Origin of the sequence: Paracoccus sp. Arc7-R13 (assembly GCF_004010775.1) — a bacterium.
GTDB lineage: Bacteria > Pseudomonadota > Alphaproteobacteria > Rhodobacterales > Rhodobacteraceae > Paracoccus > Paracoccus marcusii.
Genome location: NZ_CP034810.1, coordinates 2,723,498 through 2,737,531, shown reverse-complemented (window position 1 = coordinate 2,737,531; position 14,034 = coordinate 2,723,498). Strand labels below are relative to the sequence as shown.

General features: G+C 67.2%; 16 protein-coding genes. 9 read left to right on the top strand and 7 right to left on the bottom strand.

Translation table 11 applies throughout. The features are described from left to right. Nucleotides 1-109 precede the first annotated feature (109 nt). From EOJ32_RS13580 to EOJ32_RS13560, 5 genes are all read left to right on the top strand, one after another. Nucleotides 110-916, top strand: a complete 807-nt coding sequence (locus EOJ32_RS13580; RefSeq protein ID WP_127898928.1) for a GH25 family lysozyme — start codon at nucleotides 110-112, stop codon at nucleotides 914-916. Further along, complete coding sequence (locus tag EOJ32_RS13575; RefSeq protein WP_127898927.1) at nucleotides 889-1,551, top strand: CPBP family intramembrane glutamic endopeptidase; 663 nt, start codon at nucleotides 889-891, stop codon at nucleotides 1,549-1,551. Before EOJ32_RS13580 ends, EOJ32_RS13575 begins: the two co-directional genes overlap by 28 nt. Nucleotides 1,552-1,626: 75 nt before the next feature. Further along, nucleotides 1,627-3,402 carry an aspartate--tRNA ligase gene (aspS, locus tag EOJ32_RS13570; protein WP_127898926.1) on the top strand — a complete coding sequence of 592 codons (1,776 nt, stop codon included), beginning with the start codon at nucleotides 1,627-1,629 and terminating at the stop codon, nucleotides 3,400-3,402. 65 nt (nucleotides 3,403-3,467) lie between these two features. Then, entirely contained in the window at nucleotides 3,468-4,835 is a 1,368-nt protein-coding gene (locus EOJ32_RS13565) for a DUF1800 family protein (protein WP_127898925.1), read from the top strand. 4 nt (nucleotides 4,836-4,839) lie between these two features. Then, nucleotides 4,840-6,015: a DUF1501 domain-containing protein gene (locus EOJ32_RS13560; protein ID WP_127898924.1), complete on the top strand. Its 1,176-nt coding sequence runs from the start codon at nucleotides 4,840-4,842 to the stop codon at nucleotides 6,013-6,015. A gap of 2 nt (nucleotides 6,016-6,017) precedes the next feature. Here EOJ32_RS13560 and EOJ32_RS13555 read toward each other — a convergent pair whose 3' ends face one another. Next, nucleotides 6,018-6,752, bottom strand: a complete 735-nt coding sequence (locus tag EOJ32_RS13555; protein WP_127898923.1) for a response regulator — start codon at nucleotides 6,750-6,752, stop codon at nucleotides 6,018-6,020. A gap of 129 nt (nucleotides 6,753-6,881) precedes the next feature. Between EOJ32_RS13555 and mce the strand changes: the two genes are divergently transcribed. Together mce and EOJ32_RS13545 are read left to right on the top strand one after the other, a co-directional pair. Beyond that, nucleotides 6,882-7,286 carry a methylmalonyl-CoA epimerase gene (gene mce / locus EOJ32_RS13550; RefSeq protein ID WP_042246072.1) on the top strand — a complete coding sequence of 135 codons (405 nt, stop codon included), beginning with the start codon at nucleotides 6,882-6,884 and terminating at the stop codon, nucleotides 7,284-7,286. Continuing rightward, nucleotides 7,286-7,555 (top strand): DUF1467 family protein, encoded by a 270-nt coding sequence (locus EOJ32_RS13545; protein ID WP_127898922.1) that lies wholly within the window; start codon nucleotides 7,286-7,288, stop codon nucleotides 7,553-7,555. The genes mce and EOJ32_RS13545 overlap by 1 nt, the downstream gene beginning before the upstream one ends. Here the strand turns inward: EOJ32_RS13545 and EOJ32_RS13540 are convergent. The 3 genes from EOJ32_RS13540 to EOJ32_RS13530 are packed head-to-tail and all read right to left on the bottom strand — an operon-like array spanning nucleotide 7,512 to nucleotide 9,099. Next, on the bottom strand, nucleotides 7,512-8,228 hold the full coding sequence (locus tag EOJ32_RS13540; RefSeq protein WP_240542440.1) for an EI24 domain-containing protein: 717 nt from the start codon (nucleotides 8,226-8,228) through the stop codon (nucleotides 7,512-7,514). The genes EOJ32_RS13545 and EOJ32_RS13540 overlap by 44 nt on opposite strands. Next, nucleotides 8,225-8,797 carry a nitroreductase gene (locus EOJ32_RS13535; protein ID WP_127898921.1) on the bottom strand — a complete coding sequence of 191 codons (573 nt, stop codon included), beginning with the start codon at nucleotides 8,795-8,797 and terminating at the stop codon, nucleotides 8,225-8,227. Before EOJ32_RS13535 ends, EOJ32_RS13540 begins: the two co-directional genes overlap by 4 nt. A gap of 56 nt (nucleotides 8,798-8,853) precedes the next feature. Continuing rightward, complete coding sequence (locus EOJ32_RS13530; RefSeq protein ID WP_042246064.1) at nucleotides 8,854-9,099, bottom strand: hypothetical protein; 246 nt, start codon at nucleotides 9,097-9,099, stop codon at nucleotides 8,854-8,856. 141 nt (nucleotides 9,100-9,240) lie between these two features. Between EOJ32_RS13530 and EOJ32_RS13525 the strand changes: the two genes are divergently transcribed. Further along, nucleotides 9,241-10,011, top strand: a complete 771-nt coding sequence (locus EOJ32_RS13525) for a M48 family metalloprotease (RefSeq protein WP_240542439.1) — start codon at nucleotides 9,241-9,243, stop codon at nucleotides 10,009-10,011. A 186-nt stretch (nucleotides 10,012-10,197) separates the two neighbouring features. Beyond that, entirely contained in the window at nucleotides 10,198-10,575 is a 378-nt protein-coding gene (locus EOJ32_RS13520; protein WP_205963149.1) for a hypothetical protein, read from the top strand. Between the two features lie 8 nt (nucleotides 10,576-10,583). Here EOJ32_RS13520 and ilvN read toward each other — a convergent pair whose 3' ends face one another. From ilvN to EOJ32_RS13505, 3 genes are all read right to left on the bottom strand, one after another. Then, entirely contained in the window at nucleotides 10,584-11,144 is a 561-nt protein-coding gene (gene ilvN, locus EOJ32_RS13515; RefSeq protein WP_045981603.1) for an acetolactate synthase small subunit, read from the bottom strand. Between the two features lie 25 nt (nucleotides 11,145-11,169). Continuing rightward, nucleotides 11,170-12,924, bottom strand: coding sequence for an acetolactate synthase 3 large subunit (locus EOJ32_RS13510; RefSeq protein WP_045981602.1), 1,755 nt, complete (start codon nucleotides 12,922-12,924; stop codon nucleotides 11,170-11,172). 160 nt (nucleotides 12,925-13,084) lie between these two features. Further along, nucleotides 13,085-13,924 carry an arginyltransferase gene (locus EOJ32_RS13505; RefSeq protein WP_046001162.1) on the bottom strand — a complete coding sequence of 280 codons (840 nt, stop codon included), beginning with the start codon at nucleotides 13,922-13,924 and terminating at the stop codon, nucleotides 13,085-13,087. Between the last annotated feature and the right edge of the window lie 110 nt (nucleotides 13,925-14,034).

The window sequence follows — 14,034 nt, the reverse complement described above, 5'->3', positions numbered from 1 at the left end:
CCGTGACCGGCATGGGCCGATGACATTGCCTCACGGGTTTGAGATAACGGCCACAGAATGGCGCGCAAAGCGCCGCGGGCGGTATCTTCGGACAGAAGAAGGGGCAGGCATGAAATTTCTGACAAAGCTGTTGCTGGGGTTGGCGGTGGTGACATTCGCCGTCTCCTGCGGACGGACGCCGCCGCGGGGGCAGGCGCCTGGCGGCTACCAGGTCGCGCCCGGACCCGGGGCGAACCCGCAGCTGGGCGACCGCGCGCCGCACCAGTGGCGCAACGGCGCGCCCTATGGGCATGCGGTGCACGGCATCGACATCTCGCGCTGGCAGGGGGACATCGACTGGAACCGGGTGCGCGGTGCGGGCATCAGCTTCGCCTTCATCAAGGCGACCGAAGGGGGCGATCACTCCGACCCGAACTTCCGCCGCTACTGGTACGAGGCCGCGCAGGCCCGGATCCCGCGGGGCGCCTATCATTTCTACTATTTCTGCCGATCTGGCGCCGAGAACGCATATTGGTACATCCAGAACGTCCCGCGCGAGGCCGGATCGCTGCCGCCCGTGCTGGACATGGAATGGACCAATTCGCGCAACTGCCCCCGCCGCCCCCCGGCCGCCGAGGTTCTGCGCGAGGCCGAGGTATTCATGCAGATCGTCGGCCGCCATTACGGCCAGCGCCCGATCATCTACACCACCGTCGATTTCTATCGCGAGAACCAGATGGGCCGCATGAACGCCGAGTTCTGGCTGCGATCGGTCGCGGATCATCCCAGTGTCACCTATCCGGGCCAGCGCTGGACGTTCTGGCAGTATACCGGCACGGGCATCGTTCCGGGCATCCGCGGTGACACGGACATCAACGCCTTTGCGGGCTCGGCTGCGGATTGGGCGCGATGGTTGCAGGCGCGCCTGGTTCGCTAGCCCCCCGGCGCTGGCTGCAGGTCGAGTTCGCGGCGCTCTATGTCGGGGCGCCGCTGGCGATCGCACTGTTCCTGCCGCCCGATCAGCTGTTCACCGCGCTGGCGGTGTTCAGCCTGGCCGGGATGGCGCTGCTGTGGATCACCGGCGGGTTCCGCTGGCGCGTGCTGGTGCGGGGCTGGCGGCGGATGCCCTGGCAGGAGCTGGCGGGCATCGCGCTGGCGACGCTGGCGGCGGGCTGGCTGATCCTGGCCTGGATGCGCCCCGAGGCGCTGTTCTCGATCCCCCGCAACCGGCCCGAATTCCTGCTGGTCATCTGGACCTTCTATCCGATCCTGTCGGCGCTGCCGCAGGAGCTGATCTTCCGCCCGCTGTTCTTTCACCGCTACGGCGCGATCCTGCCCCAGGGGCGGGCGGCCATCGCGCTGAACGCGGCCATCTTTTCGTTCGCGCATCTGATGTACTGGTCCTGGATCGTGGCGATCATGACCTTCGTGGGCGGCTGGTTCTTTGCCCGCGCCTATCTGCGGCACGGCTTTCCGGCGGCTTGGGCGCTGCACGCGGTGGCCGGGAACGTGCTGTTCGCTGTTGGCATGGGCGTCTATTTCTACAGCGGCAACGTGGTGCGGCCGTTCTGAAGGCCTGCTCTAAGAGGTTGACTTCCCGCCCAGCCCGCGCTTTGTGCGGGGGCTGAAAAACTGGGGAAAACGCTCATGCACGCCTATCGCAGCCATACCTGCGGCGACCTGAAGGCCGCCGATGCCGGAACCACCGTCCGCCTGTCGGGCTGGGTCCACCGGGTCCGCGACCACGGGGGCGTGCTGTTCGTCGACCTGCGCGACCATTACGGCATGACGCAGGTGCTGGCCGACAGCGACAGCCCCGCCTTTGCCGCGATGGACAAGCTGCGGGCAGAGACCGTCATCCGCATCGACGGCCGGGTCAAGATGCGTGACGCGTCGCTGGTCAACGCCAAGCTGCCCACCGGCGAGATCGAGGTCTATGCCACCGAAATCGAGGTGCTGGGGCCCGCGGACGAACTGCCCCTGCCGGTCTTCGGCGACCAGGACTATCCCGAGGAGACGCGGCTGGCCTATCGCTTTCTGGACCTGCGCCGCGACAGCCTGCACAACAACATCATGCTGCGGTCCAAGGTCATCCGGTCGATCCGCAACCGCATGTGGGACCAGAACTTCACCGAATTCCAGACGCCGATCATCACGGCCAGCAGCCCCGAGGGCGCGCGCGACTTCCTGGTGCCGTCGCGACTGCATCCGGGCAAGTTCTATGCCCTGCCGCAGGCGCCCCAGCAGTTCAAGCAGCTGATCATGGTCGCGGGTTTCGACAAGTATTTCCAGATCGCCCCCTGCTTCCGCGACGAGGACCCGCGCGCCGACCGCAGCCCGACCGATTTCTATCAGCTGGACATGGAGATGTCCTTCGTCCGGCAGGAGGACGTGTTCGCCACTGTCCAGCCGGTCATCCAAGGCCTGTTCGAGGAGTTCGGTGGCGGCCGCCGCGTGGACGCCGACTGGCCGCTGATCCCCTATGCCGACAGCCTGCTGAAATACGGCACCGACAAGCCCGACCTCCGGAACCCGATCGAGATGCAGATCGTCAGCGATCACTTCCGCGGGTCGGGCTTCGGCATCTTCGCCAAGCTGCTGGAGCAGGAGGGCACGCAGGTCCGCGCCATTCCCGCGCCCACCGGCGGCAGCCGAAAGTTCGCCGACCGCATGAACGCCTTTGCGCAAGGGCAGGGCCTGCCTGGCATGGGCTACATCATCTGGCGCCGCGCCGAGGACGGTTCGACCGAGGCCGCCGGCCCCATCGCCAAGGCGCTTGGCGTCGAGAAGACCGAGGCGATCCGCACGCAGCTGGGCTTGGCCGAGGGTGATGCGGCCTTCTTCCTGGGCGGCCGTCCCGACCAGTTCGAGGCCGTCGCGGGCCGCGCCCGCACGGAAATCGGCCGTGAATTGGGCCTGATCGACGAAAACCAGTTCAAGTTCGCCTGGATCGTCGATTTCCCGATGTACGAGAAGACCGACGACGGCAAGATCGACTTCAGCCACAACCCCTTCAGCATGCCGCAGGGCGGGATGGAGGCGCTGAACGGCGACCCGCTGGAGGTTCTGGGATACCAGTACGACCTGGCCTGCAACGGCTATGAGCTGATCAGCGGCGCGATCCGCAACCACAAGCCCGAGATCATGTTCAAGGCGTTCGAGCTGGCCGGCTATCCGGCATCCGAGGTCGAGAAGCGGTTCGGCGGCATGGTCAAGGCGTTCCGCTATGGCGCACCGCCGCACGGGGGCTGTGCCGCGGGCATCGACCGCATCGTGATGCTGCTGGCCGACGAGCAGAACATCCGCGAGGTCATCATGTTCCCGATGAACCAGCGCGCCGAGGACCTGATGATGGGCGCCCCGTCAGAGCCCACCAACGAGCAAATGCGTGACCTGCGTCTGCGGGCGTTGCCGAAAGAGTGACCTGACCCCGGGCGGCGGACATGGCATGATGCTGCACAGCAGCACCAGCCGGAGCCTGTCGCCCGATGCCGTCCTATGCTGAAATCGCCGCGATCCGCCTTGGCTTTGGCCTGTCGCCGCGCCTGACACCGCCCGCCGACCCGGCGGGAATGGCGGCATCGGTTGCGGCGGCCACGCGGATCGGGCCGCAGGCCGTGACGCTGGACAAGGTCCGCGCCTGGCAGGACAAGGGCCTTGACCTTGGCGCCGCCGCCCGCGCCGGCGATCCTGCCGCCCGCGATCGCGATGTCGCCTATCGGCGCAGGCTGGGCGGCATCTATCGTGCGGCGATCCAGAACCGTTTCGCGCGCGCAGTCGATGACCCTTCCGGCTTTGGGGAACGTCTGGTCTGGTTCTGGGCCGATCATTTCACCGTCACCGGTGGCACGGTCTATTGGAACCTGATGACCGACGCCTTTGTCCAGGATGCGATCCGTCCGCATCTGACCGGTCGGTTCGCCGACATGATGCTGGCGGCCGAAATCCATCCGGCGATGGTGCGCTATCTGGATCAGGACCGGTCGGTCGGCCCCAACTCGGCCCGCGCGCGCAGGAATCCCGACAAGCCGTTGGGATTGAACGAGAACCTGGCGCGCGAGATGATCGAACTGCACAGCCTTGGCGTGGGGGCCGATTACTCCCAGCAGGATGTGACGCAGCTGGCCGAACTGCTGACCGGACTGGCCTATCACCCCCGGCAGACGGGCATCTTCCGTCCCGGCCAGGCCGAACCGGGGGCCGAGACGGTTCTGGGCGCCCGCTATGGCGGGGGGCGCGCCAGTCTGGACGACATTCGCGGGGTCATCGCCGACCTGGCCCACCATCCGGCGACCGCCCGGCATATCGCCCGCAAGATGGCTGTGCATTTCGTCGCGGACGAACCGCCGCAGCCGCTGGTCGACCGGCTGGCGGCCGTGTTCGCCGATACCGGCGGCGATCTGGGCGCGATGAACCTGGCGCTGGCAGAGGCGCCGGAACTGCGGCAGCAGTTCCGCCAGAAGATGCGGCAGCCCTTCGACTTTCTGGTGGCCGCCCTGCGCGGACTTGGCGTCGACGGGCGTCAGGTCCGCGACATGAAGCCGGGCCAGCTGCAGCGTCTGTTGCTGCAACCGATGACTGCGATGGGGCAGGCCTGGGGCAGCCCCCTGGGGCCCGACGGCTGGCCCGAGGATCAGGCGGCCTGGGCCAGCCCCCAAGGTCTGGCGATGCGCATCACCTGGGCGCTGAGCGCGCCGTCGCGGCTGACCGACCCGCTGCCCGACGCACGCCAGCTGCTGCGTGCGGCCTTGGGCGACACCGCGTCCGAGGCGCTGTCCTGGGCGGTCCCGCGCGCCGAAAGCCAGGCCGAGGGCGTGACCCTGATCCTGGCCTCGGCCGATTTCAACCGGAGGTGACGCGATGCTGTCTCGGCGGCTGTTCCTGAAATCGACGGCGCTGATCGGCTGCTCGGCCGCCGCGCATCCGCTGCTGTCGTCGGCGACCTTCGCGGCGGCGCCGGGCGACAATCGCCTGGTCGTCATCATCCTGCGCGGCGCGATGGACGGGATGGACGCGTTTCAGCCTTATGGCGACCCCGCACTTCGGGGGCTGCGCCAGACCCTGTCGCTTGGACCCGATCACGGCGCCACTGATCTGGACGGGTTCTTTGCGCTGCATCCGGGCCTGTCGGACCTGTTGCCGCTGTGGCAGGCCGGGCAGCTGGCCTTCGCGCCCGCGGTCTCGACGCCCTATCGCGACAAGCGCAGCCATTTCGACGGCCAGACCATGCTGGAGGCCGGCACCGGCACCGACCTGGACCTGGATGCCCAGCAGGACGGCTGGCTGAACCGGCTGCTGCAGGCGATGCCGGGGCAGGCGTCGGAGACCGCCTATTCTGTAGGGGTCTCGCAGATGCGCATCCTGCAGGGGCAGGCCCCGGCCAAAAGCTGGACCCCCAAGGCGCAGATGGACCTCAGCCCGCAGGCCGAGCAGCTGCTGACGCGCATCTATCACGATGACCCGCTGTTCCGCGACGCCAGTGCGCAGGCGATGGAGATCGTGGCCAGCCTGTCGCCGGACCTTGCCACCGGCAAGCCGGGACAGGACCACCTGGAGATCGCGCGTTTTGCCGCGGACCGCCTGAACGGCCAGACGCGGATCGCCAGCTTTTCCATCGGCGGGTGGGACACCCATGCGGGGCAGGCGGGGTCGCTGCTGCGGATGCTGGGGCGGCTGGCCGACACGATTCTGACGCTGAAGGCGGATCTGGGCGCGAACTGGGACCGCACCACCGTCATGGCGATGACAGAGTTCGGACGCACCGTCCGCGAGAACGGATCGGCGGGGACCGATCACGGCACCGGGGGCACGCTGCTGGTGGCGGGGGGCGCCGTGCGCGGCGGGCGGATGATGGGCGATTGGCCGGGTCTGGCAGAGGGCGATCTGTACGACGGGCGCGACCTGATGCCGCTGCGCGACATTCGCGCCTATGCGGCCTGGGCGATGCACGCCAAGTTCGGCATCGATCGTGCCACCCTGGAGGGGTCTGTCTTTCCCGGACTGGACATGGGGTCCGATCCGCGGATGACCGCCTAATCCTACATCTCGGCCACGCGGGACAGGCGGTCCTGGACCATGCCGCTGATACGCGCCAGGTCCGTCGCCAGCGCGTGCCCGGCGTTGTAGTCGCGCGCCAGCGCCGTGGCCGCAGCCTCCAGCGCGGGGTCGTGGGCGGACCGTGCCACCCCGGCCAGGAAGCGGGCGATATAGTCGATCTCGGTCGTGTCATGGGCGCTGGACAGCACCTCCGCCACGTGGGCCAGGTCGTCGCGCAGGCCCGAGGGGTCGGGCTGGATCATGTCGTCGGGCAGCGCCCGCAGCGTCATCGCCCCGGTATCGGCGGGCAGCACCCGCAGGATCGCCTGCTGGAACACCGCCAGGCTCTCGACCGGCTTGGGCAGGAACCCGTCCGCACCCGCCGCCAGCGCCTCGGACGCGCGGTCGGGATCGCCGGACATCGCCAGGATCACCGGCACCCGCAGTTCGGCGGCATGCAGTTCGGCGATCAGCGCGACCCCGTCGCCATCGGGCAGGCCCAGGTCGATCACCACCACCGCCGGACGATAGCTGCGCAGATGACGCGCCGCGGACCGCAGGCAATCCGCGCGGCGAATCCGCGCACCGGACTTGAGACACAGCAGCCGCACGGCCTCGCTGGCAAAGCGCGAATCCTCGATCACCAGCACCGTCAGGCCTGTCAGCGGTCTGTTGGGCAGCGACAAACGCCATTGCGGCAAGGGCTTGGGCGTGTCGGCCGTGATATCCGTCAGCATGTCTGTGTCCCCATCCACGTCTTCACGCCCAGTTAAGCCCCGATTCGCTAAGAACCGGTTAACGGCGATGCTTTTCCTTTCCCGCGGCGCGCCCAGGGCTTAGAACCGCCTGAAACGGAGGATGTGACGATGATCGGTCGCCTGAACCATGTCGCCATTGCCGTCCCCGACCTGCAGGCGGCGGCGGCACAGTACCAGACCACCCTGGGGGCCACCGTCGGTCCGCCCCAGGACGAACCCGACCACGGCGTGACCGTGGTGTTCATCGAACTGCCGAACACCAAGATCGAGCTTTTGTACCCTCTGGGCGACGACAGCCCGATCCGCGGGTTCCTGGACAAGAACCCGTCGGGCGGCATCCATCACATGTGCTTCGAGGTGGATGACATCATCGCCGCGCGCGACCACATGAAGACACAAGGCGCCCGCGTGCTGGGCACCGGAGAGCCGAAGATCGGCGCCCATGGCAAGCCCGTGCTGTTCCTGCACCCCAAGGATTTCAACGGCTGCCTGATCGAACTGGAGCAAATCTGATGAACCTGACCGGCGGTATCGTTCTGTTCGCCTCGCTGTGGTTCCTGACCCTGTTCTGCGTCATGCCCATCGGGCAGCGCAGTCAGGCCGATGCCGGAGAGGTCATTCCCGGCACCCATGCGGGCGCGCCGTCGGGCGTGAACTGGCGGCGCAAGCTGATCTGGACCACGGCCATCACCAGCGCCATCTGGGCCGTACTGGCGTGGATCGTCCTGGGCGGCGTGATCACGCGCGCGGATATCTCGAACCTGGACCAGTGGATCCGCTGATCATCTGGAACAGGTGGGTGAAGGCCGCCGCCGCCAGCAGCGGCACGGCGATGTTGACCACGGGGATGACCAGGCCCACCGCGACCAGCACGCCCGTCAGGGTCACGCGCGCCGAATGGGCGCGGCGCAGGTCGCTGGCCGGGCCTTCGTCCAGGTGGCGACGGGCGGCCATCTGAAAGAACTCGCGTCCCAGCAGCCAGCCGTTCGCGCCCAGGAACAGCAGGGGCGCAAAGGGGCCGATGAAGGGCGTCAGGATCAGGCTGATCACCAGCACCCCCAGGACCGCCAGCACGACCGCCACGGATTCCAGCAGCCCGTCGAAGAAGTCCAGCGACGTGCCGCGGCGGTCCGGGTAATGGATCGCCTCGACCTTTTCGGCAACGGTTTCCGCGAAGAGGCCCGCAAAACCGGCGGCGACCGGGGCCATCAGGAAGATCCCCATTACCGGAAACAGCGCCAGCGATCCCCAGGACAGCACCTGACCGAACTCGATCTGGCCCAGCCAGGGCAGGGTGACCCCGCCCGGCAGCCACAGCCGCAGCGTCCAGAAGATCGCCGCCTGCAGGGCCACGAACAGCACCAGCGTCAGCCCGATGCCCAGCAGCACCAGCCGCAGTACCGATGGGCGCAGCAGGTCGGCCCAACCCCGCAGCAGCGCGCGAATGGGCATCATGGACGCCACTCGGTCTTGGCGGCGATGTCGGGGCGCGGGCGTTCCGGGGGCTGCGCGCCGCGGGTGCCGATATGGATCAGCCCCGCGACGCGCTCATGCGCCGCGATGCCCAGATGCGCCTGCGCAAAGGATTGGTCCAGCGCCGCAAAGCCCGTGAGCCAGGCGGCGCCCCAACCGGATGCCAGCGCCGCGTTGACCAGCCCCAGGCACAGCGCGCCCGTCGACAGGACCTGCTCCCATTCGGGAACCTTGGGGCTGTCGACCGGGGAGAAGACCACCGCCACGATCACCGGCGACGCCATGGCCGAGGCCGCCTTGTCCGCCGCCGTCTGATCCTGCCCCGCGGCCAGGACCGCGTCGCGCAGCCGCGGCGCCATCGCATCCAGGGTTTGGCGGCCCAGCACGACAAAGCGCCACGGCTCCAGCTTGCCATGATCGGGAACGCGGGCCGCCAGGGTCAGCAGATCGGCCAGCTGGTCAGGGTCCGGGCCCGGACCGGTCATCATCTTGGGCGGGTGGGACCGGCGGGTGGCCAGAAACTGCAGGGCGGCGTCGTTGCGGTGGTCCATGCGGATCTCCTGTAAGATCAGGGGCGGTAGCCGAGAGGCTGGCCGCGGGCGGGCGGTCAGCCTTCCTTCTCGATGCGGTAATTGCCCTCGGGCAGGTTCAGCGCAAGGCGCAGTTCGGTCAGCTGATGCATGGACAGGGTGATGCGCACGACCTCTTCGCCGTCATCGCTCATCTGTTCCAGAATCACCCGGTCGTCAAAGCCCAGGATGACGACGTCCTCGTTCAGCGGGCGTGTCTGGGCCTCGGCCTCGTCGATCAGGGTGATCACGGTCGCGTCGAAGTCGTGTTCGATAGTGAACATCCGAATCTCCTTGGGAAAGGCCCGACAATCGCGTGAAAGGGGGGCTGCGGCAAGCGGTCGGGGTTTACGCCGGACGGGCAGGGGGTATTCTGCGCCGACAGGATCGCGCCGACGCCGGGGCGGCGCAACAGGGCAGGGACGATGGGACAGATGATGGCGCGCAGCTGGCTGGCAGGGTTGATCGCGGCAGTGGCCGTCGCGGGCTGTGCGCCGCTGCCCGCACCCGGCACCGCCCCCATGCCCGCGCCCGTCCCGCAGGTCCCGGTCCTGCCGGCCCCGTCGGCCCCGCACGCGGCAACGCCGGACGGCGCTGCGCGCAGCTTTGTCCAGGTGATGCGCCGGATGGAGCCCGCCGTCCGCCAAGACTGCCTGAACCGCCGCACCGCGCCGATCAGCTGCGATTTCCTGTTCGTCGTCGACGACCGCCCGGGGCTCGAGCCGAACGCGTTCCAGACCGTCGACCGCAACGGGCGCCCGGTCGTGGGCTTTACCCTGTCACTGATCGCGCAGACCCAGAATCCCGACGAAATCGCCTTTGTCGTGGGGCACGAGGCCGCGCACCACATTCTGAACCACCTGGATCGCAAGTCCGGGGCGGCCACCGCCGCCGCCGTCGTCCTTGGCAGCCTGGCCTCCGCCTATGGCGGCGACACCGGCGCCATCGCCCGCGCTCAGGAGATCGGCGCATCGGTCGGCGCACGCTACTATTCCAAGGAATGGGAGCTGGAGGCGGACTATCTTGGCGCGATCATCACGCTGAACGCAGGCTATGATCCGATCTCTGGTTCGGGCCTGTTCCAGCGAATCCCCGATCCCGGAAACCACGTCCTGGGCACCCACCCGGCACGCGCGCAACGCCTGGCGCAGGTCCGCCGCGCGGTCGCCGACGTGCAGGCGGGGCGCATCCGCTAGGGCTGGTGGTGGGGTTGTGCCTGCGCCGCAACGCGACAACCTCCGGCTGCAATAAAATTCACGTGGTGAAAGGAAAAAGCTGGCATACCGGCGGTTTTCTGCTTTAGTCGGCAAAGGTTTGCACAAGACAGATCCTTGAATCGATACCATCCGGCGCTTCGGCGCCTTTTCTATGAAGGGGCGCCCATGATCGGGGTTGTCGTATGGAGCAGCGGGTCGCGTGAAAAGGCGATCATCTGGTGCGAAGATCAAGCAACGCTGGCCTATCTGCAGGGAACCGCGAATTTCGTCGGGCCCGGCGAATGGCCCCAGCCCGGTGATCTGGTCGAACTGGAAACCCGGACCGTCGGCAATCTGCGCCATGCCCTGAACGTGACCATGCTGTCGGAGAAAAGCTGTCTGCAGCTGCCGCGAATCCTGGCCGATTCGCAGCAACAGCAGCCGTCGCGGCCAGCCCTGCGCGTCGTGGCGCATCAGGATGCGGTGCCAAGCGGATCCGTGGCGTCGTCCACCCGGCGCCCGGCGACGACCTATGCGCGACCCCGCAGCGGGGCCGCACGCTAAGGGGGCGATCAGGCGCCGCGTGACAGCGCGGCGACCCCGGTGCGCGCCAGGTCCGTCAGGCCCAGAGGACGCATCAAATCGGCAAAGGCCTCCAGCTTGGACGGCGTGCCGACCAGTTCGAAGACAAAGCTTTCCAACGTCGAATCGACCACGTTTGCGCGAAAGATTTCGGCGATGCGCAACGCCTCGACGCGCTTGTCGCCGGTGCCGCGCACCTTGAACAGGCCCAGTTCGCGTTCCACCACCGGCCCCTCGACCGTCAGGTCGTGGACCTCGTGGACGACCACGATGCGGCCCAGCTGTGCCTTGATCTGCTCGATCACCTCGGGGGTGCCGCGCGTGACCACCGTGATGCGTGAGCGGTGGCCGCTGTGGTCGACCTCGGCCACGGTCAGGCTGTCGATATTGTAGCCGCGCCCTGCGAACAGGCCGATCACGCGCGCCAGGACGCCCGGCTCGTTCTCGACCAGGACGGCCAAGGTATGGCTCTCCTCGCGCGGGGCGTGCGGGTCGCGCAGGTCATAGGCCGAATGGCTGGACATGCCCTTCTGGATGTTCAAAGCGTTCATGGTTCTGCTCTCTTTCCGGCCGGTCTCAGACCAGCACCGCGCCTTCGGATTCGATCACGCCCTGCGTCTCGGCCTCGCCCAGCAGCATCTCGTTATGCGGTTTGCCGGAAGGGATCATCGGGAAGCAGTTCTCGTGCTTCTCGACCAGCACGTCCAGGATGAAGGGGCCGTCGTAATCGATCATCTGCTGGATCGCGGCGTCCAGATCCTTAGGGTCGCGCACCTGCGCGCCGGCGCAGCCGAAGGCCTCGGCCAGCTTGACGAAATCGGGCAGGCTGTCGGACCAGGACTGGCTGTAACGCTCGCCGTGCAGCAGCTGCTGCCACTGGCGGACCATGCCAAGGCGTTCGTTGTTCAGGATGAACTGCTTGACCGGCAGGCGGAACTGCACGGCCGTGCCCATCTCCTGCATGTTCATCAGCCAGCTAGCATCACCCGCGACGTTGATCACCAGTGCCTCGGGGTGGGCCATCTGCACGCCGATGGATGCAGGCAGGCCATAGCCCATCGTGCCCAGACCGCCCGAGGTCATCCAGCGGTTCGGCCCTTCAAAGCCCAGGTACTGTGCCGCCCACATCTGGTGCTGGCCGACCTCGGTGGTGATGTAGCGGTCGTGGCCTTTGGTCAGCGCCTCCAGCCGTTCCAGCGCGTGCTGCGGCTTGATGATCGTGTCGCTAGGGCGATAGGCTAGGCATTTCCGGGCCCGCCATTGCTCGATCTGGCCCCACCATTGCTGGACCGCGGCGCTGTTCGTCTTGCGGCCGCGCGATTTCCAGACCTTCAGCAGATCCTCCAGCACATGGCCCACGTCCCCGACGATCGGCACGTCGACGCGCACGACCTTGTTGATGGACGACGGGTCGATGTCGATATGCGCCTTGACCGATCCGGGGCTGAAATCCGCGATCCGCCCGGTGATCCGGTCGTCGAAGCGCGCGCCGATGTTGATCATCAGGTCGCAGCCGTGCATGGCCAGGTTCGCCTCGTAGGTGCCGTGCATGCCCAGCATGCCCAGCCACTTGTCGCCCGATGCCGGATAGCAGCCCAGCCCCATCAGCGTCGAGGTGACCGGAAAGCCCGTCGCTTCGGCCAGCTCGCGCAGCAGTTGGCTGGCGCCGGGACCCGAATTTATGACACCGCCGCCGGTATAGAGGATCGGACGCTCGGCCTGCTCGATCAGTTCGACCAGGCGGGTGATCGCGCCCAGATCGCCCTTCTTCGTCGGCTGATAGCGGCCGGTGTCGACCTGCTTGGGCCCGACATAGGTGCCGGTCGCGAACTGCACGTCCTTGGGGATGTCGATCAGCACCGGACCGGGACGGCCCGAGGTGGCGACGTGGAAACCCTTGTGGATGGTCGCGGCCAGCTTGTCCGTGTCCTTGACCAGCCAGTTGTGCTTGGTGCAGGGGCGGGTGATGCCGACCGTGTCGGCCTCCTGGAAGCCGTCGGTGCCAATCATGAAGGTCGGGACCTGGCCCGACAGCACGACCAGCGGGATCGAATCCAGCAGCGCGTCGGTCAGGCCGGTGACCGCGTTCGTGGCGCCGGGGCCCGACGTGACCAACACGACGCCCGGTTTCCCGGTCGCTCGGGCATAGCCCTCGGCCATGTGGACGGCGCCCTGTTCGTGGCGGACCAGGACGTGGGTGATGTCGTTCTGCTGAAAGATCTCGTCATAGATGGGTAGGACGGCCCCGCCCGGATAGCCGAATACGGTATCGACGCCCTGATCGCGCAGCGCCTCGACCACCATTCTCGCACCCGTCATTGTTCGGGACATCGTCTTGCTCCATCCATCAAAAACACCCGCAAAGCACACCCGTCGCGGCCCCGCGTCGGCGCAACCTAGGGTCAGGTTCGGACAGGGTCAATGGCATTTGGCGGAGAAAGTGACGCAGGTACGCCAGAAATTGAAACTTTATTTCGCGGTTTGACGGACGTTATCGGTCGAATTGCGGCAGCGCGATACGGGCGACCTGTTCGACGATCGGATCGACGGACAGGGGATGCGCTTCGTTCGAATGATCCTCGGGGTTGCCGATATCCTGCCAGACGCCACCCTTGTAGATCTCTAGCGCGCTGAAGCGGGCCTTGTAGTCCATCTTGCGGCTGCCCGGCACCCAATAGCCCAGATAGACATAGGGCAGGCCCGCGGCCCGCGCGATCTCGATATGGTCCAGGATGATGTAGGTGCCCATGCTGGCCGGCCGCAGCAGCGGATCGTAGAAGCTGTAGACAAGGCTGAGCCCATCATCCAGCACGTCGGTCAGGCAGACACCGGCCAGGTGATCGTCGCCCTGCGCCAGCGCCGGCATCGCATCGTCGCTGCACCGGTATTCGATGACGCGGGTCTTGACCGGCGTCTCCTCGATCATCGCGGCGAATTCAAAGATGTCCATGTCCGCCATGCCGCCATCCGCGTGGCGGCTGTCCAGATAACGGCGGAACAGTTCGAACTGATCCTCGGTCGCCCAGGCACTGGTGGCCAGGCGGCGCAGGGCGGCGTTGCGGGTCGTGATGCGGCGCTGCGTCTTGGAGGGGCGGAAATCGGCCACCCGGATGCGCGCCGACATGCAGGCCACGCAGCTTTCGCAGCTGGGTCGGTAAAGCACGTTCTGCGACCGGCGGAATCCCTGCCGCGACAGCGCGTTGTTCAGTTCCGCCGCATTGTCGCCCTGCAGCGCGGTGAACAGCTTGCGTTCGGCCCGCCCGTGCAGGTACGGACAGGGCTGTGGCGCGGTCACATAGAACTGCGGCGCATGGGGCAGCGTATGGCGCATCAGGTGCGCCCCTTGCAGCATCTGGTCAGGTCGCGACTGATCATGCGGGCGCAGAAGGTTCCGTATCGCGGGTTGGTGTGCGCGAAAGCCTAGCAACGATTTCCCGGCAG